This window comes from Microbispora sp. ATCC PTA-5024 (genome assembly GCF_000511135.2).
GTDB lineage: Bacteria > Actinomycetota > Actinomycetes > Streptosporangiales > Streptosporangiaceae > Microbispora > Microbispora corallina.
The window spans coordinates 182,432-203,302 of record NZ_KI866528.1 but is presented as its reverse complement, the minus strand read 5'-3'; the positions used below and the strand labels follow the sequence as shown (position 1 = coordinate 203,302).

Sequence of the window (20,871 nt, the reverse complement as noted above, 5' to 3'; positions counted from 1 at the left end):
AAGTTGCCACGCAGATCTTCCCCTGCCCGAAGAACCCGAGATGGAGGGCGGCGTGAGGCGGATGACGGCTCGCCCGGAGAACGCGCACCAGGCACGCATCCTCCGTCTGCTGCGCACCGACGGCCCGCGTTCGCGCGCCGAGCTCGGGGACGTCGTCGCGCTGTCCCGCTCCAAGATCGCCCTCGAGCTCGACCGGCTCGCGGCGCTGGGCCTGGTGCGGTCCGACGGGTTCGCGGCCTCGCGCGGCGGGCGGCGTTCGGAGATCGTGCGTCTCGCCGCGAACCTGCGGTTCCTCGGCGTGGACATCGGCGCCACCTCCGTCGACGTCGCCGTGACGAACGGCGAGCTGGAGGTGCTGGGCCACCTGTCCCGGCCCGCGGACGTGCGGGACGGGCCGACCGCGGTGCTCGACCAGGTGCTGGAGATGGTCGCCAAGCTCCGCGCCGACGGCGTGGTCGGCGAGGTCCACGGCGCCGGGATCGGCGTCCCGGGGCCGGTGAGCCTCCGCGACGGGACGCCCATCGCTCCCCCGATCATGCCGGGCTGGGACCGCTATCCCGTGCGGGAGGCGATGAGCCAGGAGCTCGGCTGCCCCGTACTCGTGAACAACGACGTGAACATGATGGCCCTCGGGGAGCTGCACGCCGGGCTCGCCCGGTCGGCGGAGGACTTCCTGCTCGTGAAGATCGGTACGGGCATCGGGTGCGGCATCATCGTGCGCGGCGAGATCTACAGCGGCGTCTCCGGCAGCGCGGGCGACATCGGCCACATCAGGGTGGACGACCACGGCCCGGTCTGCGCGTGCGGCAACTCCGGCTGCCTGGAGGCGTACTTCGGAGGGGCGGCCCTGGCCCGGGACGCGCTGGCCGCCGCCCGCTCCGGCCGTTCGCCGTTCCTCGCGGAGCGGCTCGCCGAGAAGGGCGCGCTGACCGCCGAGGACGTGGGCGCGGCGGCCGCCGCGGGCGACGCCCACGCCGTGGGGATGGTGCGCGAGGGCGGCAGGAAGGTCGGGACGGTGCTCGCCGGGCTCGTGAACTTCTTCAACCCCGGGCTCGTGGTGATCTCCGGGGGCGTGGCCGGGCTCGGCCACGCGCTGCTCGCGGAGATCCGCAGCGTCGTCTACCAGCGGTCACTGCCCCTCGCCACCGGCAACCTGCCCATCGTCCTGTCCGACCTGGGCGGGACGGCCGGGGTGATCGGGGCCGCGCGCATGGTCAGCGACCACGTCTTCTCCGCTTGACCGTGGAGTCCCCACGGGCGCGGAACGCCGGAGCAGCGCGTCCACGGCCGCCCGTACGGGCTCCCGCCGTCCGAGGAGGTCCGTGCCGTCGGCCCACTGGTCCACGCTCCCCGACAGCGGCAGGGCGCGAAGAGCGGGATCGGTGAGGGTCGCGGCGAGCGCGTGAGCGAACCGCTCGGCGTGCAGCACCCGGAACGGCCTGCCGTGGTACTGCCGGCAGGCCGGGTCGACCGGCTCGGCGAGTCCCGACCGGTTCTGCAGCGCGGCCACGGTCTCGTAGGCGTCGCACAGGTGCCGCTCGCGCTCGGGATGGCGGGCGGCCGCGACGGCTCCGCGCAGCGACGGCGTCAGCGCCCCGGCCACCGGCAACCGCGCGTAGGCGCTGCCCAGCCACTTGCCGTACGGCGCGTACCGCCGGCCGAGGAGCAGGCACAGCCGCATCAGGTCGCGCGCCAACCGTCCGGCGACCAGAGCGGCCCCCAGGTCGTCACCCACCTCCGCGCACCGCCCGGCGAACGCCTCCTCCTGGGAGATCCGCTGCCACTGGCAGGCCAAAAGGTACCGCCACACCTGGTCGGGATACCAGGCCAGCCGCCGCCGTACCGCCGTGAGGGAGCCGGGCCCGTCATGGAACACCGCTCCCGCCGTGACCTCGGCGAGGTTCTGCTGCGGGGTCGCCAGCCAGTCACGGGTGGCCGGTTCCGCGCGACCGGGGTCGAACCCGAGCCGGGCCGTCAGCCAGCCGCCGAGATCGGTGACCGTGACGCGGTGGTCGACGGGACCGTCCGTCGTCTCCATGTGCGCGACGGGGCTGCCCGGATCGGGCCGGCGGAAGTGCGTGGGCCACCCCCGCACCTGCTTCGGCAGGCGCTCGGCCAGCAGCCGTGACACGCCGGCCCCGTGCTCGGCGGCCGCCTCCGGCGCGAGGAACACCTCAAGCCGCGGGCCCCAGTCGTGGTCGGTGGACCGCGCCGTGTCGAACCCCAGCACCTCCGACCCCGGGCCGAGCCTCGCGGCCGCGTACGGCAGCCCCGGGCATTCCTCGGCCAGGATCGGCCGCACCGCCTGCTCGTACAGGATCCGGGACAGTTCGAGCCCCGGAAGGAACTCGGGGGTCGGCGTCGTCATGCGCCCACACTGCTGGACGCGGCCGCGACGGGGCCGGCGAATATCCGGACCGCCGCCGTCCCGGCCGGGGCGGGCCGGACCCCGGTGCGGGGCGCGCGCGACGGCGCGGCCCGCACCGGGGCGGTGGCCGATCGGATCAGAGCTGGCCGCTCTCGATCGCCTGCTTGAGGGCCCCCTGCGTCTGCTGGTGCGAGGCCACGCCGTTGCTGACGACGAAGTCGATCAGCGACGTGTCCGCCTCGAACGTGAGGCGCTCGGTGACCCTGGTCTTCCCGCCGGCCAGGCACTCGAAGACGATCTTCTGGTGCGTGACGACGTTCGGCTCCGACCAGGTGTCGGTCTCGTAGAAGTAGCCCTTGTCGTTGATGCGCTGCTGCGCGTGGGTCTTCAGGTTGACGACGGTCCCCTCGTAGGGCACGTCCTCCAGCGCGGTGAAGTTGATGTACCGCACGTTCCGATCGGTCCACTGCGCGTGGGTGACGACCCGCGTGAGGAACGCGGCCCGGCCGATGTGGTGGTTGATGTCGGAGTAGGCGGCGAACACGTGCCGGATGGGCGACGCGATCTCCACCGAGATGCTGGACGTGACCCGGCTGCGGCCCGAGCCCGGCGCGGGCGGGGGCGTGGTGGTGGCGAAGTGGTAGGTGTCCCAGGCCGTCTGCCACTCGGCGGCGATCTGGGCGTCGCTCTCACCGGTGTCGGCACGGGCCGGGAGGGTGAGGGCGGGGAGGAGGACGGCGGCGGCGAGCACCGCCACGAGTGACCGGAGGAGATTCTTCACATGTACCTCGAGAAGAGATCAGTAGGTGCAACTGATCTTCTATCGCACATGACCCCCAGAACTCGACCCTCCGCTCACGAAAGTGTCCGGCCGTCGCGTCCGGCGCGCCCGGCCCCGGACCGCGGAAGGCGGGGGGACCTGCGGCGACGCCGGTCGGCGGCCGGACACGGCTCCCGGCCACCGGTCAGGCCACGGAGTGGGTCACCGTCCCGGTGTAGGTCCCCAGGCCGGCCGACAGCGGGACCGCGACGGCGAGCGTGGGGCTCCACTGGGCCTGGCTGTTGCCGGTGCCGCCGGTGTAGGTCATGGCGACGCGCTGGGCGGACAGGTTCCCCGGCACGCCGGGCGTGAGCGCGCCGTTGCCGACGATCAGCGTGCCCGACCCGGGCGTGTAAGTGGCGGCGGACGCGGGGATCGTGTCGGTCGGGCCGACGAAGGCCGTGGACGAGACCTGGGCGATCCAGTCGGAGGTGGGCGTGCCGCCCCGGGCGTCGGTGACGGTCACCGCTCCGATCGGGCCGCTGACGGTGTTGCCCGCCGTCGTGCTGCCCAGGCTCACCGGGCCGGCCGGCGCCGTGATCGTCAACGCTCCCGAGGTGACGGTGAAGGTCACCGTGGTGTCGGCCGCGCCGGCGGGCAGGCCGCCCAGGACCGCCGGCGCGAGCGCGGCCACCGACACCAGGACGAGCTGCTTGAGTCGCATGTGTCCATCCCCGTAAACCATGACGTGCCGTGCGACACGTCGGTGATCAAGTGATTCCAGCTGATCACCTACGCTACGTGCTCAAATGGACACGGAACGCGTTGGACACGCCCCTGCCGTCCTGTTGACCGCAAAAAGGAACAGCGCGGACGCCAGCGACAATCGCCCCGTACGACTCCCTTGGAGGCGAGGAGTCAGTGCGACTCCCGGGACACCTCGTGGCCGCTGGAGCCCACCAGGAAGTCGAGGTCGGCGCCCTGGTCGGCCTGCAGGACGTGGTCGACGTACAGGCGCTCCCACCCGCGCGCGGGGGCGGCGAAGCCGGTGGTGACGGGCTCTCGCCGGGCCAGTTCCTCGGCGGGGACGTCGACGTCGAGCCGGCGGGCGGGGACGTCGAGCACGACCGGGTCGCCCGTGCGCAGCAGCGCGAGCGGCCCGCCGACCGCCGCCTCCGGCGCGGCGTGCAGCACGACCGTGCCGTACGCCGTGCCGCTCATCCGGGCGTCGCTGATGCGCACCATGTCGCGCACTCCCTTGGCCAGCAGCTTGGCGGGCAGCGGGAGGTTGCCGACCTCGGGCATGCCCGGGTAGCCGCGGGGGCCGCAGCCGCGCAGGACCAGCACGCTCGTCTCGTCGGCGTCCACCGTGTCGAGCCGGGCCCGCAGGTCCTCGACGCTGTCGAAGACGATGGCCCTCCCCCGATGGCGCAGCAGCCCGGGCGAGGCGGCCGCCGGCTTGATGACCGCGCCGCGGGGCGCCAGGTTGCCGCGCAGGACGGCGATGCCCGCGTCGTCCAGCAGGGGGGACGCGCGGCGGCGGATGACCGTCTCGTCCCAGATCTCCGCGTCTCCCAGGTGGCCGACGAGCGGCCTGCCCGTCACCGTGACGGCGCCGGGGTCGAGCAGGTCGGCGACCTCCTTGAGCACCGCGAGCAGGCCGCCCGCGCGGTGGAGGTCGTCCATCAGGTGCCGTCCCGCGGGCTGCAGGTCCACCAGCAGCGGCACACCGGCGCCCGTCCGGTCGAAGTCGTCGAGCGTGAGGTCGACGCCGAGGCGTCCCGCGATGGCCAGGAGGTGCACGACCGCGTTCGTCGAGCCGCCGACGGCCGCCAGCGTGACGACGGCGTTCAGGAACGCCCCGCGGGTCATGACCTGCGACGGCGTGCGGCCCTCGCGGACGAGGTCCACCGCGAGCCTGCCCGAGTCGTGGGCCCGCTCCAGCAGCCGGCTGTCCGGCGCCGGCGTGCCCGCCGTGCCGGGGAGGGTCATGCCCAGGGCCTCGGCCATGCAGGCCATCGTGGACGCCGTGCCCATCGTGTTGCAGTGGCCCTTGCTGCGGATCATCGCGGACTCGGAGGCCAGGAACGCCTCCTGGGACAGCGTCCCGGCCCGCACCTCCTCGCTGAGCCGCCACACGTCGGTGCCGCACCCGAGCGGCACGCCGCGGAAGTGGCCGGTCAGCATGGGGCCGCCGGGGACCACCACGGCCGGCAGGTCGACCGAGGCCGCGGCCATCAGCAGCGCCGGGATCGTCTTGTCGCAGCCGCCGAGCAGGACCAGCCCGTCGATCGGGTTGGCGCGGAACATCTCCTCCGCCGCCATGGCAGCGAGGTTGCGCCACAGCATGGCGGTCGGGCGGACGTTGGTCTCGCCGAGCGACAGCGACGGCAGGTTCAGCGGGACGCCGCCCGCCTCCCACACGCCCTGCTTGACGCTCTGCGCCACCTCGTCGAGGTGCATGTTGCACGGGGTGAGGTCGGAGGCGGTGTTGGCGATCGCGATGTGCGGCCTGCCACCCTCGAAGGCCTCGCGCGGCAGGCCGCGGCGCATCCAGGCCCGGTGGATGTAGGCGTTGCGGTCGGTACCCCCGTACCACTGCGAGCTGCGCATGACCTTCTTCCAGTTGCCGGAAAAGGGATCTAATATCCGGAATGTGATCGACTCTAGCCCGGAAGCGACGCGAGGAGAAGACCGCGTGGTCGGCTCCGACCGCGTCCTCCTGGTGCTCCGGGTGCTGGCCGAGCACCCCCGAGGCATGGGGCTGGAGGAGATGGCGGAGGCGGTCGGCTCCGCCAAGCCCACCGTCCACCGGGCGCTGGCCGCCCTGCGCCGCGCCGGGTTCGCCGTGCAGGACGGGCGCGGGCGCTACCTGCTGGGCGACGAGTTCCTCCGGCTCGCCTTCACCCATCACGAGGCCCGGCCCGACCACGTCAGGGTCAGGCCCGCGCTGGAACGGCTGGCCGCGACGTTCGGGGAGACCGCGCACTACGCCGTGCTCGACGGGCGCGAGGTGGTCTACCGCGCCAAGGTCGACCCGCCCTCGGGGCCGGTCAGGCTCACCTCGACCGTGGGCGGGCGCAACCCGGCCCACTCGACCGCCGTCGGGAAGCTGCTGCTGGCCTACGCGCTGCCCGACGACGCCGCCGTGGGCGCCTGGGTCGCCGGGGCCGCCCCGCCGGCCCGCCGTACGGACCGGACCCTGGTCACCGCGGACGAGATCGCCGCCGAGCTGGCCGTGATCCGGCGGGAGGGCCACGCCGTCGACGACCAGGAGAACGAGGAGGGCGTCGCCTGCCTGGCCGTGCCCGCCTACCTGACCTCGTCGCGCACCCCCAGCGGCGCGGTCAGCGTGAGCGCGCTCGCCTTCCGGACGCCCGCGGCCACGCTGCTGGCGGCCCTGCCCACCGTCCACGCCATCGTCGCGGAGAGCCGATGATCGCCGAATCCCTGTCGACCGAGCGGTACGAGCTGGCCGAGGGGCCCGTGTGGGACCCGCTCGCGGAGCGCCTGCTCTGGGTGGACATCCCGACGGGCCGGGTGCTGGAGGGCCGGTGGCGGGACGGGGGCCTCCGCGTCGAGCGCACCCACACGCTCCCGGGCACCGTGGGCGCGGCCGTGCCCGGCGCCGACGGCTCGATCGCGGTCGCGGCCCGGCACGGCTTCGCCGTCATCGGCCCGGAGGTGACGATGGGGCCGAGGGTGCTGCCGGAGGGGGCGGCCAGCCGGTTCAACGACGGCAAGTGCGATCCCGCGGGCCGGTTCCTGGCGGGCAGCATGGCCCTGGACGACCGGACGGGCGGGGAGCGGCTCTACCGGCTGGAGCCCGACGGCACGGCCGTCGTGGTGGCCGGCGGGCTGACCCTCTCCAACGGCCTGGGCTGGTCGCCCGACGGGGGGACGATGTACCACGTCGACAGCGTCCCCGGCGTCGTCTGGGCGCGGCCGTACGACGTGGAGACCGGGCGCGTCGGCCCCGGCAGGGTGCTCACGACCGTGACCGGCGGGCTGCCCGACGGCCTGGCGGTGGACGCCGGGGGGGACCTGTGGCTCGCCGTGCACGGCGCCGGCGAGGTGCGGCGCATCTCCCCCGCCGGGCGGCCGCTCGGCACGGTTCGCGTGCCCGCCCCGAAGCCCACCAGCGTCGCCTTCGCCGGGACCACCCTGGTCGTCACGACGGCCGGGGACGGCCTGTTCGCCGTCGAGGCCGGGATCGGCGGCGTCCCCGCCACCCCGTGGGCCCCCCTCGGCCCGGCCCGCGCGGACGGCTGGCGGGCGGTCCCGTGAGGGCGCTGGTGCTGACCGGACCCCGGCGGGCCGAGGTGCTGGACGTCGACCCCCCTTCCGCAGGGCCCGGGCAGGTCGTGGTCGCCGTGGAGCGGGTCGGCCTGTGCGGCACCGACGTGGAGTTCTTCACCGGCGAGATGGCCTACCTCCACCAGGGCCACGCCGCCTACCCGCTGCGGCCCGGCCACGAGTGGTGCGGCACGGTCGCCGAGATCGGCGAGGGCGTCGACCCCGCCTGGCTCGGGCGGCGGGTCACCGGGGACACCATGCTCGGCTGCGGCGCGTGCCCCCGCTGCCTGCGCGGCCGCCACCACGTCTGCGAGGAGCGGCACGAGGTGGGCATCCGCCGCGGGTGGGCCGGCGCCCTGGCCGAGCGGCTGCTCGTGCCCGCCGCCTCGCTCCACCCGCTGCCCGACGAGGTGAGCGCCGCCGCGGGCGCCCTCGTCGAGCCGGGAGGCAACGCGCTGCGGGCCGTACGGGCGGCCGGGGCCGGTCCCGGCGCCCGGGTGGCCGTGTGGGGCCCCGGCACGATCGGGCTGCTGTCGGCCGCCTTCGCGGCGTCCGCCGGGGCGGAGGTTCACCTCGTCGGCCCCTCGGCCTACGCGCTCGCCTTCCCCCGCCTGCTCGGGCACCGGAACGTCTGGACCGCGGACGACCTGCCCGATCTCCCGTTCGACGCGATCATCGACGCCACCAACGCGGCGGACGTCCCGGCTCGCGCGCTCGACCTGGTCGAGCCCGGCGGGCGGGTCGTGTACATCGGCCTGGCCGGGCGGCCGAGCCTCGTCGACACGCGGACGCTGGCGCTCAAGGACGTGACCGCGGTCGGCGTCCTCAGCGGGTCGGCCGGGCTGCGGGGCGCGGTCGAGCACTACGCCCGCGGCGCCGTCGACCCCGAGCCGCTGGTCGCCGCCACCGTCGGCCTCGACCAGGCGGGCGACGTGCTCGCCGGGTGGCGCCCGCCGGGGGCCGGGCCGGGTCCCAAGATCCACGTCATGACCGGAAACGGCCTGCCCTGACGAGCCGGGCGGCGGCGTAAAGGCCCAAGGAGGCGGCCCCCCAGGCGAGGGCCGCGGCCGTCAGCGAGGCCCAGAGCGGCCACGCCCCGGCCGTGAGCCCGACGACGACGGCGAACGCGACCAGGCCGAGGGCGCCGAGGGTGGCGCCCAGCACCTCGTCGTCGGCCTCGCCCACGCCCTCCTCCTTCGCCACGAGCGTGACGCTGGCCAGCAGGATCGCCGGGAACGCGAGGAAGAGCCCGCCCGCGCGCGGACCGGCGACGATGGACACCGCGGCGGCGAGCGCCGACACGCCCGCGCCGAAGGCGAAGCGGATCACCCAGTCCCGTTTCGGCGGCCGCCGCAGCTCGCCGGGCCGCAGCCGGACCCGGTCGTCGTCCCCGCCGGACGCGCTCACGACTCCCATCCCGACGGAGTCCGCACGCCCGGGCGGTGCGCCTGCGCCTCGGACGGCACGAGGCCGTACCCGGCGGCCGCCACCGCGCCCCAGACGGTGAGGGCGGCGAGCGCCCCCCGCCAGGCGCCCCAGCGCCGCACCAGCGGCACGGCGGCCACGCAGTACAGGGCGAAGCCGGCCGCGCCGATCCACATGCCGTGGGCCGAGGCGAGGACGTCCCCCACGCCAGTGAAGCCCGCGGTGACGATGAGGCTGGCCAGGGCCACCGAGGGCGCCGCGGAGAACACCCCGGCGAGCCGCTTCGGCGACAGCGTCTCGGCCAGCGCGGCGAACGCCAGCACGAACGCCCCGCCCACCAGGGCCTTCAGCACGACCTCGACGATCCTGCTCCCCATCTCGCCTCCGGCTCCCGGTCCTCCCCACGCTGGCGGCCCCACCGCGATCAGGTGGAAACAACGTTGATCCCCGCAGGGGCGGTCCCGGAAACGCGGTCACGAGCCGGCTCAGGGCCCGGTCACGGGCCCGGGGTCACAGGCCGGGGTCGCGGTCCAGGGTGACGCGGCAGGCCAGGTGGAGGGCGAGCCTGTCGTCCGGGTTGTTCAGGTCGACGGTGAGGAGCTCCTCGATCCGGCGCAGCCGCGCGGCGACCGTGTTGCGGTGGACGCCGAGGACGGCGGCCGTGTCGGCAGCCGAGCCGCCCGCGTCCAGGTAGGCGGCGAGCGTGGCGACCAGCTCGCCCGGCTGCGCCTCCAGGGGGCTGAGCAGCCGGGTGGCGGTGGGCACGAAGGTCTCCGTGCTGGCCCAGGCGACGAGGAGCTGGGCCAGCCCGAGCCGGTCGATGTGGACCAGGCGCCCGGTCTGCGGGCGGCCGCGGGCGAGCCTCGCGGCGTCCCACGCCTCGGCGAGGCTGCGGGTCAGCCCGCCCGCGTCCGGGTAGCCGCGGCCGACGCCGATGGCGCAGTCGAACCGGGTCGCCAGGCGGCGGCGGATCCTCTGCAGCGCGGCGAGCAGGTCCCGGCTGGCGTCCTGGCCGGGCTCTGCGCGCGTCGTCGTCCACGCCGACCAGCCGTCGCCGCGTTCGACCAGCGCGGCCTCGACCCGTTCCGCGGCCATGGCGGCGGCCACCGCGTCGGTGTGCTGCAGCAGGTCGACCTGCCCGAGGACGGCGAGGTGGAATGCGACGTGCCAGCCGTCCAGGCGCCAGCCGACCTCGGCCGCCCGCTGCCGGGCCGTCTCGCCGCCGCCCAGCCTCCCCTCCAGCAGGTCGCCGAACATGCCGGCGCGCAGGCGGGCGTCGCGCTCCAGCACCCCCCGGCGGGTGGCCTGCCAGCGCTGGACGGCGAGCGTCCCGGCCTGCAGCACGTCGCGCGCGCAGCGGGCCCAGGCCGCCGGCGCGTTCCCGAGCGCGACGGCCAGCCAGAGGTCGACGGTCCCGCCCGCCATGCCCGGGACCGGCACGGCGACCGTCGTCCGGCCGTTCCCGGTGAGGATCTGGGCCACTCCGGCGTACGGGTCGAAGTCGGGCGGCGGGCCGACCGGGACGGTGATCGGCGTGCCGTCAGGCCCGAAGACGGCCACGGGCCGGTCCAGGATCGCGGTGAGGGTCCGCGCGACCTCCTGCGGGCTCAGCAGGCCGCGGGTGAGGGCGCGGTGCGCGCGGCGAAGGTGGTCGGCCGCCTGGACGGCCGGGGCGTGCACGAACGCGGCGGCCGTGCCGGCCCAGCGCAGCGGCGCGGCCCCGATGCCGAGGACGGGCAGGCGCAGGTGCCGGGCAAGCCGGCGGCTGCCGTCCAGCATCGTCTCGCCGCCCTCGGGGGCGGGCACGGCGAGGGCGGCCGCGCGCCGGTCGTGGAGCCGCCGAATGACGGCGTCGAGCCGCCAGCTGGTGAGGTATCCGGGCGGGATGGCGGGGCAGACGGCGATCTCGCCCTCCTCGACCCCGCCCGCCTCCGCCGGGTCGATCAGCGTCACGCCGGTGACGGGCCGGTCGAGGTCGTCCTCGCCGGACAACGGCGCGGCGGCGGCGAGCGGCGGGTAGCCGAGCAGCTCACGCAGCGTGGGCACGTCGCCGGTCATCGCTCCGCCTCCGGCGGGATCGGGTCGGTGTCCAGCCCGAACGCGCGCGGGGCGACCGCGTCCACGACCTCGGGCCGCCACCAGAACGCGGGCCCGGGCAGGTGGAGGGCGACCACCTCGGCCCCGCCGCGTACCGTGTCGCACGGCACCGGCAGCCCGGTGGCCCGGTCGAGGACGCACAGGATGTCCGGCGTTGACACGGCGGGCCGGCCGTCGACGAGGGCGAGGAGGTACTCGTTCTCCATCTCCAGCCGCACGAGGACGCCGCCGCGGTCGGCGCGGACGATCACCGAGCCGCGCCCGAAGCCGACGCCGGAGCGGTGCCGGACCACCTCGACGACCCGCCCGGTGACCAGGACCCGGGCGCCGAGGGACGCGGCGGCCTCGTACGGGTCGGCGTCGCGGGTCCAGGCCGCGTGGCGGGCCCCCAGGTCCAATGCGCGGCTGAGCGAGCCCGTGATGGCGAGGCGGTCGAGGAGCTCGACGGGCAGCGGGCGCAGCACGATGGCGGCCCAGCCGCCGAACTCGGTGAGCGCCGACCGGACGATCCGCTCGGTCGCCTGGGGGGACAGGCCGTCCAGGACGAGGAGCCGGCCGGTGGCGTCGCCGATGGCCAGCGGGGTGAGCGGCTCGCCGAGGGCGGCCACCGACATCTGGTCGAGCCGCGGCAGCGCGCGGCCCTGCAGGTCCGCGTCGATCACCGGGAGGCCCAGCTCGGCGGCGGCGACGAACGCCACGACCCCGTTGACCCCGCCCGCCTCGATGGAGACGAGCCCGGCGGGGCGGGTCCTGGTCCGGTCCGCGATCGCCGCGAGGACGGGCGCCCACTCCCCGCCGGAGGGCAGCCTCTCGGTGAACGCCGACACCGCGCCCACGATCCCCACCGGCACGACGTGGCCGCCCGGCAGCTCTTCGTGGCCGAGCAGCGGGATACGGCCGCCCGCGAGGCTCCGGCGCAGCAGGCGGGCGGCCGCGTCGGTCTGACCGCCGCCGCCCGAGCCCAGCAGCGCCGTCCCGCGCGCCAGGTGGTCGACGTCGGGTTCTCCCAGGTGGCGCACCGGCATGCCTTCAGAGTGGCACGAGATCCTCCACGGGCTGGAACTCCATGTCGAGTCCGAACGCGCGCGGCCCGAACACGCCGAGGGCCTCCGGGCTGCGCATCAGGTCCGGGGTGCTGATCCCCACCACGACGGCCCGCTGCCCGTAGCGCAGTCCCTCTGTGGTGATGGGCTCCCCGGTGTCGGCCTCCAGCACGCAGATCAGGTCGGGGACCACGCACCGCACCTCGCCGCCGGCCCGGGCGACCAGGTGCTCGTTCTGGAAGGTCAGCTCCAGCGTCCGCGGCCCGTCGAACGCGGCGATCGTGGCGTGCCCGCGGGCGAAGCCGGCCTCCGTCCGCCGTTCGACGTCCACGACCTTGCCCCGGAACAGCACCCGGACCTTGTCGTAGAGGGTCCCGGCCATCGTGTCCGCGAGCGCCTCCACCGGGTCGCGGTGGTTCTCTCGCGCGGCGCGCAGGGCCCGGCCGATCCGCAGGCCCAGCCCGAGGGTGCGCGGCACCGCTGTGCGCCTGACGTCCGCGCCGCTCATCGCGTACTCGGCGATGTGCGCGACCCCGCCGAGGCGCACGGCGATCCCGCGCGCGAGCCACTCCATGCGCCGGTTGTCCGCGCCGGTGTCGATGATGACGGTCTCGCCGTTCTCGCCGCCGACGGCCAGCGGGGAGCCGGGCACGCCGTACACGGAGAAGGTCTCCATCTGGAGCTCGGGGAAGGCGCGGCCCATGCCGTCCGCGTCGACCACGGGCAGCCCGGTCCGGGCGGCGACCAGCAGCGGGATCATCGAGTTGATCCCGCCGCATTCGATGGGCATGGTGGCGTCCGCCCTGCGGCCCAGGTGGTCCTCCAGCGCCCGGAGCGCCGCCACCGCCTCGTCACCCCGCGGGATCTTCTCCACCATCACCGTCGGCGCGCCCATCTGCGCCGTCGGGATGACGAAGTCGTCGTCGCGGAGGTCGTCGGGGTCGAGGACGGTGATCGTGCCGGGGCCGTGGCGGAGCGCCTGGTCGACGAGCAGCCGCCCGATGTAGGGGTCGCCCCCGCCGCCGGTGCCCAGCAGGGCCGCGCCCCGGGCGAGGTCGGCCAGGTCGCCGCGGTCCAGGGTGTAGCTCATGCGAGGGTCCCCGCGCCGAGGGGGACGGTGCCGTGGTCGTAGCCGAAGTACCGCGGCCCCACCAGCTTCAGCCCTTCCGGGGTGTGCCAGCGCGGGTCGCAGGGGGCGGCGATCACCCGCACCCGCTGGCCGTACCGGAGGGTCTCGGTCGTGATGGCGGTGCCCGCCTCGGCCTCCAGCACGCAGATCAGGTCGGGGACGGTGGCGACCACCTCGCCGTCCCTCACCGCGACCAGGTGCTCGTTCTGGAACCGCAGCAGGAGTTGCTCCCCGGTCCGGTCGCCCAGGCCCTCGATCGTCGCCTCGCCGCGGGCGAAGCCGCCCTCGGTCCTCCGGACGACGTCCACGACCTTGCCGGTGAACAGCTCGACCCCGCCCAGCCGGCCGGTGACGGCCGCGACCGGGTCGAGGTGGGCCGCCCGGGCCTCCCGCACGAGCCGGCCCAGCTCGGCCGAGAGCGAGAGCGTCCCGGGGACGAGCGCCTCGCGCGCCTGGGCTCCGGACATCGGGAGGAGGCTGATCATGGCGGAGCAGCCCATGTCGATCGTGGCGGACCTGGCCAGCCGTTCCGCCCAGTGGTTGTCCACGGTGTCGAAGATGCCGCTGTTGCCCTTCTCGTCGGCGATCGACATCGGCGTGGCCCCGATGCCGTACAACGTGGGGACGACCATCTGCAGCTCGGGGAAGGCGCGGCCCATGCCGTCCGCGTCGATCACCGGGAGCCCCAGCTCGGCGGCGGCGACGAGCGGCACCAGGGCGTTCACGCCGCCGGCCTCGGCGCACACGAGGTGGGTGGGCGTCCTGCCCAGGTACGCGGCGAGCGCCCGCACCGCGAGCGCGGCCTGCTCGGCCGACGGCACCTTCTCGACCATGACGGTCGGGGCGCCCATCATGGCGACCACGACGGCGACGGCGTCGTCGGGGACGGTGTCCAGCGGGACCAGGCGGGCCGGGCCGCCGGCGCGGACGGCCGCGCCGGCGAGCAGCCGCCCGATGTGGGGGTCGCCGCCCCCGCCCGTGCCGAGGATGGCGGCGCCGGCCGCGATGTCGTCCAGGTCGGCCTCGGTGATCAGCAGCTCAGCCACGGACGGCCTCCATCTGGAGGTCGCCGACGGCCTTGACCCGGATGCGGGTGGCGTTGCCCGGCAGGTAGGCGAGCGGCACCTCGTCGACCTCGACGACCCGCACGCTGCCCGGCTTCGCGCCGGAGGCGACCGCCCGGTCCACGGCCTCCTGTTTGGCCTCGTCCAGCACGCTCTGCCGCTGGCCCGGCTCGACCGGGAAGATCCGGTCGACCTCGCCGCCGATCTGCGCGATGGCGGCGCCGATGGCGTTGGCGACCGCGAAGTGCTCGGGGCGGTGGACCTGGCCCGAGTCGCCGATCTCGTCGGGGAGCAGGATCGACCCGCCGCCGACCGCGACGACCGGCAGCGGCTCGGGAGAGGTGCGGATGCGTTCGATGGCGTCGCCGATGTCGCGGGCGATCCGGGCCAGCGCGGCCCGCGCCAGCGCCCGGTCGAGATCCCGTACGGCGCCGGGGTCGCCGATGGCGGCGCGGCCGGCGGCCACCGCCACGTCGGTCGCGGTGAGCGTGGACCCGCCGAACACGAGGGCCTCCTCGGCCAGGCGGTACCCGACCGAGTCGGGCCCGACCGTAACGGCGCCGGCGTCGCCCCGTACCCGGCTGCCGCCGCCGATGCCGAGGCTCAGCACGTCGGGCATCCGGAAGTTGGTGCGGATCCCGGCGACGCTGACCTCCGTGGTCGCCTCGCGCGGGAAGCCGTGCCGCAGCACCCCGATGTCGCTGGTGGTGCCGCCCACGTCGACCACCGCGCAGGTCTCCAGGCCCGACAGGAAGGCCGCGCCGCGCATGGAGTTGGTCGGCCCGGAGGCGAAGGTCGCGACCGGGTAGCGGCGGGCGAAGTCGACGTCCATCAGCGTGCCGTCGTTCTGGCTCAGGTACAGCGGCGCGCGGATGCCCGCGCTCTCCAGGGAGTCCGCCAGGCCGTCGACGATCTGGCCGGCCAGCTCGCGCAGCGAGGCGTTGATGATGGTGGCGTTCTCCCGCTCCAGCAGTCCCATGCGGCCGACCTCGGACGACAGCGAGACGGCCAGGCCGGGCAGCTGCGCGGTCAGGATGTCGGCCGCGCGCTGCTCGAACTCGGCGTTCACCGGGGAGAAGACGCTGGAGATGGCGACGCTGCGCACGCCGTGCCGGTCGAGCTCCTCGGCCACCCGCTGGATCTCGTCCTCGCGCAGGTCGGCGATGCGGCGCCCGTCGAACTCGTGGCCGCCGTGGCACAGGTACGCCCGCCCCGCGATGGCCTCCACCAGCCGCTCCGGCCAGTCGACCATCGGGGGCAGCGACGCCGTGGCGGGCAGGCCCAGGCGCACGGCCGCCGTCGGCGCCAGCCTGTCGGCCTCGACCAGGGCGTTGATGAAGTGGGTCGTGCCGATCATCACCGCGTTCACGGCGGCCGGGTCGAAGGCCCGCTGCCGTTGCAGTCCCGCGAGCGCGGCGGTGATCCCGCCGGTCACGTCGCGGGTGGTCGCGGTCTTGACCGCGGCCAGGACGCTCTGCCCGTCCATGAGCACGGCGTCGGTGTTGGTGCCGCCGACGTCGATTCCGATCCTCATGCGAGTCCCTTCGTGCGTGCCGGTCGCCTCACCGGCGTGGACGTCCTTTCATGGCCGGACCTCTACGCGGCTGTGGGCGCGGAGGCGCCCACCGGCTCGCTCCCGGCCGCCGTGGGGGCGGTGCCGTACCCCCGGACCAGGCCGAGCCGGCCCGCGACCGCGTACAGGACGAAGGCGGCGACCAGCGAGTTGATGCTGGGCAGGCCCCAGGTGACGAACTTGCCGATCAGGCTCGCCGCGAGCCAGATCACCAGCGTCGCCGGCACCCAGCGGGGCGACTGCGGCGGCACCGACCCGGCGGCCTTCGTGGCGTCCAGGTCCCGGCGCCAGGTGCGGACGACGAAGTACTCGGCGATCATGATGCCCGCGATCGGCGGGAACGCGACCCCGAGCAGGATGAGGAAGTCGGTGAAGCTGTCGAGGATGCCCGCCGCGGCCAGCACGCTGCCGACGACCCCGACGAACAGGGTGACCAGCGCGCGGTTGACCTTCCGGCCGAAGACCGTGCCGACGAAGTTCACCAGGCCGAGGCCGGAGGAGTACAGGTTCCAGTCGTTGATCTTCAACGTGCCGACGACGATGACCAGCACGCCCACCCAGCCGACGCTGGAGGTGACGATCGTGATGATGTTCGCCGACTTCACGGCGTGCGCGAGCAGCACGCCGATCAGGCCGATCACGTACTCCCCCAGCGTGATGCCGAGCAGGGTCTGCTTGACCACGTCGGCCGCCGACCGGTTGAAGCGCGTCATGTCCGGGGTGATCACCGCCCCCACGATGAACCCGCCCGCGACCAGCGTCGTCCCCTCCAGCAGCGACAGGGCTGGACCCGCCGGCGCCGCGGCCGCCAGCTCCGACAGGGAGTGGCTCGACAGCTCCGTCCCGACCGACCAGGCGACCAGCAGGACGAACGCCGGCACGGTGATGTAGGCCGTCCAGGCCATCGAGTGGAAGCCCTTGACGACGATGCCGGTGACCGCGAGCCCGAACAGCAGCGACCACACCCACACCGGCAGCGCCGGGATCAGCTCGTGCAGACCCTGCGCCGACACCGCCGACTGGATGCCGAACCAGCCGACCAGGCTGATCCCGATGGCCAGGCCGATGATCGCCGATCCGGCCTGGCCGAACCCGCACCACCGCGCCAGCGTGGAGGTCGACAGGCCCTCCCGCATGCCGATCACGCCCAGCGCGATCGCCACGAGTTCGAGGATGACCGCGCCCAGGGTGATCGCCCAGAAGGCGTTCCAGAAGCTCATCCCGAAGCCGAGGGTGGCGCCGAGCAGAAACTGGCTGAGGGCGGAGATCTGACCGAAGCGCTGGACCGCCACCGACACCCAGGAGTATCGGGCGCGGGCGGGGACCCGGGATATCGCGTAGTCGTCGGTGCCGAGGGAAGGAGCCATGCTTGCCTCCGAGGGGGGCGGACGATGCCTGGTGGCCAGACCCCACGCGCGTGTGGTGGATCCGAGGGTAGGAAACGGTCCCCCGCCCGTCATGGTGCGGATGGCACGGCCGGACGCCCCAGCCCGTGCATCCCGCACACCCGAATCACGCCGAACTCACACCTGGGGCTTGCCCGTCCGGTAGAGCCAGGCGTCGAAGAAGGCCCCGAGGTCCCGCCCCGAGAGCCGCTCCGCCAGTGCGACGAAGTCGGCGGTGGTCACCAGGCCGTACCGGTGCTCCTGGGTCCAGGTTCTGATCAGGCGGAAGAACACCGGGTCGCCGACCTTCTCACGGAGGGCGTGCAGGGTCATCGCCCCGCGCACGTAGACGGCGTTCTCGTCGAACATGCCCCGGCGGCCGGGATCGCCCGTCCTCAGCTTCCAGAAGCCGCCGCCGCGCGCGCTGTACCTGTCGAAGATCTGCCGCGCGGACGGGCCGCCGTGCTGCTCCCGGTACAGCCACTCGGCGTACGTGGCGAATCCCTCGTTGAGCCAGATGTCCCGCCAGTTCCGCACGCCGACGCTGTCGCCGAACCACTGGTGGGCCAGCTCGTGCACGATCTCCAGGTCGTCGGTGGGGCCGCCGCTGTAGACGGGCCTGCCCTGCGTCTCCAGCGCGGTCTCGTTGCCGTAGCCGTCCGCGATCCCGCCGGTCGAGGAGAACGGGTACGGGCCGAAGAGCCCGGCCTCCCACTGGACCGCCTTGGCGGTCATGTCATGGAGGTCCTTCGCCTTGCCCGCCAGGGAGGGATCGAAGGCGGTGATGTTCGGCATGCCGGCTACGGTCCCCTCGCTGACCGTGAAGCGGCCGATCGCGACCATCGCGAGGTACGGCGCCATGGGGTGCGTCATCTCCCAGCGGGTGGTGGCGTAGCCGTCCCCGGGGGCCGTGACGGCGTCGGCCGCCCGCTCCCCGTTCGCGAGCACGGCCAGGTCGTCGGGCGCCGTCACCTGGAAGCTGAACGTGGCCTTGTCCGCCGGGCTGTCGTTGGCCGGGAACCAGCTCCGGGCCCCGTCGGGCTGGGAGGCGACGAACGCGCCGTCCCTCGTGTCGATCCACCCCTGGTGGCCGACGTCGTCCTTGACCGCCTTCGGCCTCCCCGCGTACGAGACGGCGACCGTGAACGTGCTGCCCGACGGCAGCCCCCGCGCGGGAGCGACGATCAGCTCCTGGCCCTCCCGCCGGTAGCCGGCCTGGGCGCCGTTCACCTCCACCCGGCTGATCGCGGGCCCGGAGAAGTCGAGGTCGAAGTGGGACAGGTTCTGGGTGGCGGTCGCCGTGATCGTCGTCCGCGCGGTGAGCCGGTGACCGGCCGGGTCGAACCGCAGCTTCAGGTCGTAGTGGCCGACGTCGTACCCGCCGTTCCCCGCCAACGGGAAGTAGGGATCGCCGAGCCCCGCCGCTCCGGGAGTGAAGGTGGTCTGCCCCGCGTGTGCGGGAACCGCCAGGGACGCGATCACCGTGAGACCGGCGACGAGCGCCACCACGGGAGCTTTACGCAGCATTCGCCCATACTGCGGGAATTGTAGAGATAACCGGTAATTCGTCCCCTTTAGTCGCATATGTCTCAATTGTCACGGGGTCATGACGGCGTCCACGAGGTCGAGGCCGAGGTCGTGCGTGTGCTGAACGGGCAGGTGGGCGTCGGCGAACCAGTCGTCGGTCGCCTCAGGGTGCGGCCCCACGACGGCGACGCGGCCCTGGCCGAAGGGGGTGGCGAGGGCGGCGATCGTCCCGTTGGTATAGGTGGCGAGCACCCGCACCCCCGGGCCCGGGTGCGCGTCGAGCACGAAGTGGGGGCCGTCCTGGAAGAACACGGTGCGTGTCCGGTCCCGCCAGCGCACCTCGACCAGGCGGTCCTCCTCGTCGTGGACGGTGGCGCCGGGCGAGGCGATGTACTGGTCGGTGTCCCCGGGCAGCAGGGCGAAGCCGGGGGTGGCCCCCGCGAGATAGCCGCCGAGGCAGAACCCGAGGTAGCGGCCGCCGCCGGCGACGTACTCGCGGATCTCGTCGCGGTGCCGCCGGAGCCGCCGGTAGGCGCGGGACAGGCCCCCGCCGCCCGGCTGGGCGTACAGCGCGGCCCCGGCCAGCGTCTCCGGCGAGAGCGGCAGGTCCTCGTACGGGCCGGCGTAGCGGACGTCGAACCCCCACGGGGCCGCCGACAGCAGCGCCGCGACCGCGTCGGGACAGCCGGGAACCGAGCCCGGGCCCCGGTAGACGAGCGCCAGCGGACGGCCCGGACGCCGGCGCGGCTGCTGCGCCGGGCGGACCGCGCGCCGCAGCGCGCCCAGGATCCTCTGTGGTCTCATGACATGCCTCACCCAGGTCGTCCGCGGAGTGGTCAGGGGTCCGGCCCGGTGACCACGGCCTGCGCCGGGATGCCGCGCCAGCTCGTGCCGGGGGCGAGGTGCTCGCCCTTCATCAGCAGCGACAGGGCGCCCAGCGAGACGCCCTCGTCGACCACGGAGTCGTACAGCACCACGGTCCGCGCGCCGACGGTGGCGCCGTCCCGGACGGTGACGGCGGACATCTTCATCACGCGGTCCTCGAACAGATGGGTCTGCAGGGACGCCCCCACCCCGATCGCGGCGTCGTCGCCCACCTCCACCAGGTCGAACTCGGTGAGGTACGTGGTGCCGACGCAGGTTCGCCTGCCGATGCGCGCGCCGAACCACCGCAGGACGGGCGGCAGGAACGGGGTCCCCGTGAGCATCCCCACCCCGGCCGGGACCGCGGCCGCCTCGTAGAGCCCGGTGACGAACTCCGTGCGCCGGACGTACCGGCTCCACAGCGGCTCGACCCGCGGCTCGTACCTGCCGATCAGGACGCGCTTGGCGGCGGCGCAGCACCCGATCACGGCGAGCCCGAGGGCGAGCCCGACGAAAGGCGACGCGAGCACCACCACCGGCAGGGCGGATCCGAGGGCGAGCCCGAGGACGGCGAGGAGGTAGAGGTAGAAGGCGCCGCCGAGCAGGGTCGCGGGGAGGGTGGCGCGGAAGAACTCGACGCCCAGCCGGTGCGCCACCAGCCCCCGGCTCGGCCGGTACGTCGTCTCCTGCGGGAAGGAGCCGCTCGCCTGCCGCCGGGGCAGGCGGATCGCGGGCGAGCCCAGCCAGGAGGTGCCCTCCGGCACCCCCTCCGCCGGCGGGACCGTGCCGACCCCGAGCAGCGAGCCCGGTCCCGTCCGCGTCCCTGCCGGCAGGACCGCCGCGTTGCCCACGAAGGCGCGCCGGCCCACCTCGGTCGGCAGCAGCGCCACCCGGCCGGCCGCGAATCCGGCGGCCCCGACGCTGGCCATGTCGGCGACGAAGCTCTCCTCGTGCAGGGTGAGCAGGTCGGGGTCGATCTGGGCGGCCGTGGACACCTCGACGCGCCGGCCGACCCGGGCGCCGAGCAGCCGCAGCCACGGCATGGCGTACAGAGTGCCGTAGAGCGAGTTGGTCCAGGCGAGGCTGGCCGCGAGCAGCTTGTCCACGGCCCACTTGCGCACGCCCAGGCCGGAGCGGACCGGGTGGACGCCGGCCGGCGCCCGCCGCAGGACCAGCCGCTTGCCCCCGGCGACGACGGCGCAGACCCCGGCCACGAAGAGCGGACCGGCCACGGGCAGTGTGGCCAGGCCCGCCAGGACTCCTCTGGTCAGCAGGGCGTACCAGACGAGCGCGGCGCCGGGCGCCGCCGCGACCAGCCCGCAGATCTCCAGGCACAGGAG

Annotated in this window: 18 protein-coding genes and 1 pseudogene; 4 read left to right on the top strand and 15 right to left on the bottom strand. The window is 74.7% G+C overall.

Annotated elements, in window-relative coordinates:
* Positions 1–61: 61 nt before the first annotated feature.
* Positions 62–1,240: an ROK family transcriptional regulator gene (locus tag MPTA5024_RS37865; protein ID WP_036333713.1), complete on the top strand. Its 1,179-nt coding sequence runs from the start codon at positions 62–64 to the stop codon at positions 1,238–1,240.
* On the opposite strand, the gene MPTA5024_RS37860 is transcribed toward MPTA5024_RS37865, so the two are convergent.
* The 4 genes from MPTA5024_RS37860 to MPTA5024_RS37845 all read right to left on the bottom strand — a co-directional run bounded on the left by MPTA5024_RS37860 (position 1,130) and on the right by MPTA5024_RS37845 (position 5,741).
* Entirely contained in the window at positions 1,130–2,368 is a 1,239-nt protein-coding gene (locus MPTA5024_RS37860) for a DUF4037 domain-containing protein (RefSeq protein WP_084370341.1), read from the bottom strand. The two genes, MPTA5024_RS37865 and MPTA5024_RS37860, sit on opposite strands and share 111 nt — an antisense overlap.
* Positions 2,369–2,504: 136 nt before the next feature.
* Positions 2,505–3,149 carry a hypothetical protein gene (locus MPTA5024_RS37855; RefSeq protein ID WP_036333305.1) on the bottom strand — a complete coding sequence of 215 codons (645 nt, stop codon included), beginning with the start codon at positions 3,147–3,149 and terminating at the stop codon, positions 2,505–2,507.
* Between the two features lie 184 nt (positions 3,150–3,333).
* The gene (locus tag MPTA5024_RS37850; protein WP_036333303.1) at positions 3,334–3,852 is read right to left on the bottom strand and encodes a hypothetical protein; all 519 of its coding nucleotides are present in this window, start codon (positions 3,850–3,852) and stop codon (positions 3,334–3,336) included.
* A 194-nt stretch (positions 3,853–4,046) separates the two neighbouring features.
* Positions 4,047–5,741: an IlvD/Edd family dehydratase gene (locus MPTA5024_RS37845; RefSeq protein WP_036333301.1), complete on the bottom strand. Its 1,695-nt coding sequence runs from the start codon at positions 5,739–5,741 to the stop codon at positions 4,047–4,049.
* Positions 5,742–5,826: 85 nt separating this feature from the next.
* Here MPTA5024_RS37845 and MPTA5024_RS37840 point away from each other — a divergent pair, with 85 nt between their 5' ends.
* Genes MPTA5024_RS37840 through MPTA5024_RS37830 form a run of 3 tightly spaced genes read left to right on the top strand, consistent with a single transcriptional unit; the run spans position 5,827 to position 8,434 of the window.
* Positions 5,827–6,567 carry an IclR family transcriptional regulator gene (locus MPTA5024_RS37840; RefSeq protein ID WP_036333299.1) on the top strand — a complete coding sequence of 247 codons (741 nt, stop codon included), beginning with the start codon at positions 5,827–5,829 and terminating at the stop codon, positions 6,565–6,567.
* A complete protein-coding gene (locus MPTA5024_RS37835) occupies positions 6,564–7,415 on the top strand; it encodes an SMP-30/gluconolactonase/LRE family protein (RefSeq protein WP_051459171.1) in 852 nt (283 codons plus the stop codon). Before MPTA5024_RS37840 ends, MPTA5024_RS37835 begins: the two co-directional genes overlap by 4 nt.
* The gene (locus MPTA5024_RS37830) at positions 7,412–8,434 is read left to right on the top strand and encodes a zinc-dependent alcohol dehydrogenase (protein ID WP_036333707.1); all 1,023 of its coding nucleotides are present in this window, start codon (positions 7,412–7,414) and stop codon (positions 8,432–8,434) included. Before MPTA5024_RS37835 ends, MPTA5024_RS37830 begins: the two co-directional genes overlap by 4 nt.
* Here the strand turns inward: MPTA5024_RS37830 and MPTA5024_RS37825 are convergent.
* The 11 genes and pseudogenes from MPTA5024_RS37825 to MPTA5024_RS37775 form a co-directional block, all read right to left on the bottom strand.
* Positions 8,409–8,831 carry a hypothetical protein gene (locus MPTA5024_RS37825; RefSeq protein WP_036333297.1) on the bottom strand — a complete coding sequence of 141 codons (423 nt, stop codon included), beginning with the start codon at positions 8,829–8,831 and terminating at the stop codon, positions 8,409–8,411. The genes MPTA5024_RS37830 and MPTA5024_RS37825 overlap by 26 nt on opposite strands.
* The gene (locus MPTA5024_RS37820; RefSeq protein ID WP_036333295.1) at positions 8,828–9,226 is read right to left on the bottom strand and encodes a hypothetical protein; all 399 of its coding nucleotides are present in this window, start codon (positions 9,224–9,226) and stop codon (positions 8,828–8,830) included. Before MPTA5024_RS37820 ends, MPTA5024_RS37825 begins: the two co-directional genes overlap by 4 nt.
* 133 nt (positions 9,227–9,359) lie before the next feature.
* The gene (locus MPTA5024_RS37815; protein ID WP_036333293.1) at positions 9,360–10,907 is read right to left on the bottom strand and encodes a helix-turn-helix domain-containing protein; all 1,548 of its coding nucleotides are present in this window, start codon (positions 10,905–10,907) and stop codon (positions 9,360–9,362) included.
* Complete coding sequence (locus MPTA5024_RS37810; protein ID WP_063794869.1) at positions 10,904–11,971, bottom strand: DUF917 domain-containing protein; 1,068 nt, start codon at positions 11,969–11,971, stop codon at positions 10,904–10,906. Before MPTA5024_RS37810 ends, MPTA5024_RS37815 begins: the two co-directional genes overlap by 4 nt.
* Positions 11,972–11,975: 4 nt before the next feature.
* Positions 11,976–13,079, bottom strand: coding sequence for a DUF917 domain-containing protein (locus MPTA5024_RS37805; RefSeq protein ID WP_036333291.1), 1,104 nt, complete (start codon positions 13,077–13,079; stop codon positions 11,976–11,978).
* Positions 13,076–14,164, bottom strand: coding sequence for a DUF917 domain-containing protein (locus tag MPTA5024_RS37800; RefSeq protein WP_036333289.1), 1,089 nt, complete (start codon positions 14,162–14,164; stop codon positions 13,076–13,078). Before MPTA5024_RS37800 ends, MPTA5024_RS37805 begins: the two co-directional genes overlap by 4 nt.
* Positions 14,157–15,716, bottom strand: a complete 1,560-nt coding sequence (locus MPTA5024_RS37795) for a hydantoinase/oxoprolinase N-terminal domain-containing protein (RefSeq protein ID WP_036333287.1) — start codon at positions 15,714–15,716, stop codon at positions 14,157–14,159. Before MPTA5024_RS37795 ends, MPTA5024_RS37800 begins: the two co-directional genes overlap by 8 nt.
* A gap of 62 nt (positions 15,717–15,778) precedes the next feature.
* Complete coding sequence (locus MPTA5024_RS37790; RefSeq protein ID WP_036333285.1) at positions 15,779–17,122, bottom strand: purine-cytosine permease family protein; 1,344 nt, start codon at positions 17,120–17,122, stop codon at positions 15,779–15,781.
* A 156-nt stretch (positions 17,123–17,278) separates the two neighbouring features.
* Complete coding sequence (locus MPTA5024_RS37785; protein ID WP_036333283.1) at positions 17,279–18,667, bottom strand: M1 family metallopeptidase; 1,389 nt, start codon at positions 18,665–18,667, stop codon at positions 17,279–17,281.
* Between the two features lie 69 nt (positions 18,668–18,736).
* Positions 18,737–19,471, bottom strand: coding sequence for a BPL-N domain-containing protein (locus MPTA5024_RS37780; RefSeq protein ID WP_084370340.1), 735 nt, complete (start codon positions 19,469–19,471; stop codon positions 18,737–18,739).
* Positions 19,472–19,503: 32 nt separating this feature from the next.
* Positions 19,504–20,871 (bottom strand): annotated as a pseudogene (locus MPTA5024_RS37775) (hypothetical protein); the annotation flags it as partial.

Coding starts and splice junctions, on each gene's coding strand:
- MPTA5024_RS37810 (WP_063794869.1), bottom strand. CDS start 11,971: ATGCCGGTGCGCCACCTGGGAGAACCCGACGTCGACCACCTGGCGCGC.
- MPTA5024_RS37785 (WP_036333283.1), bottom strand. CDS start 18,667: ATGCTGCGTAAAGCTCCCGTGGTGGCGCTCGTCGCCGGTCTCACGGTG.
- MPTA5024_RS37790 (WP_036333285.1), bottom strand. CDS start 17,122: ATGGCTCCTTCCCTCGGCACCGACGACTACGCGATATCCCGGGTCCCC.
- MPTA5024_RS37845 (WP_036333301.1), bottom strand. CDS start 5,741: ATGCGCAGCTCGCAGTGGTACGGGGGTACCGACCGCAACGCCTACATC.
- MPTA5024_RS37860 (WP_084370341.1), bottom strand. CDS start 2,368: ATGACGACGCCGACCCCCGAGTTCCTTCCGGGGCTCGAACTGTCCCGG.
- MPTA5024_RS37850 (WP_036333303.1), bottom strand. CDS start 3,852: ATGCGACTCAAGCAGCTCGTCCTGGTGTCGGTGGCCGCGCTCGCGCCG.
- MPTA5024_RS37815 (WP_036333293.1), bottom strand. CDS start 10,907: ATGACCGGCGACGTGCCCACGCTGCGTGAGCTGCTCGGCTACCCGCCG.
- MPTA5024_RS37795 (WP_036333287.1), bottom strand. CDS start 15,716: ATGAGGATCGGAATCGACGTCGGCGGCACCAACACCGACGCCGTGCTC.
- MPTA5024_RS37835 (WP_051459171.1), top strand. CDS start 6,564: ATGATCGCCGAATCCCTGTCGACCGAGCGGTACGAGCTGGCCGAGGGG.
- MPTA5024_RS37805 (WP_036333291.1), bottom strand. CDS start 13,079: ATGAGCTACACCCTGGACCGCGGCGACCTGGCCGACCTCGCCCGGGGC.
- MPTA5024_RS37820 (WP_036333295.1), bottom strand. CDS start 9,226: ATGGGGAGCAGGATCGTCGAGGTCGTGCTGAAGGCCCTGGTGGGCGGG.
- MPTA5024_RS37865 (WP_036333713.1), top strand. CDS start 62: ATGACGGCTCGCCCGGAGAACGCGCACCAGGCACGCATCCTCCGTCTG.
- MPTA5024_RS37780 (WP_084370340.1), bottom strand. CDS start 19,471: ATGAGACCACAGAGGATCCTGGGCGCGCTGCGGCGCGCGGTCCGCCCG.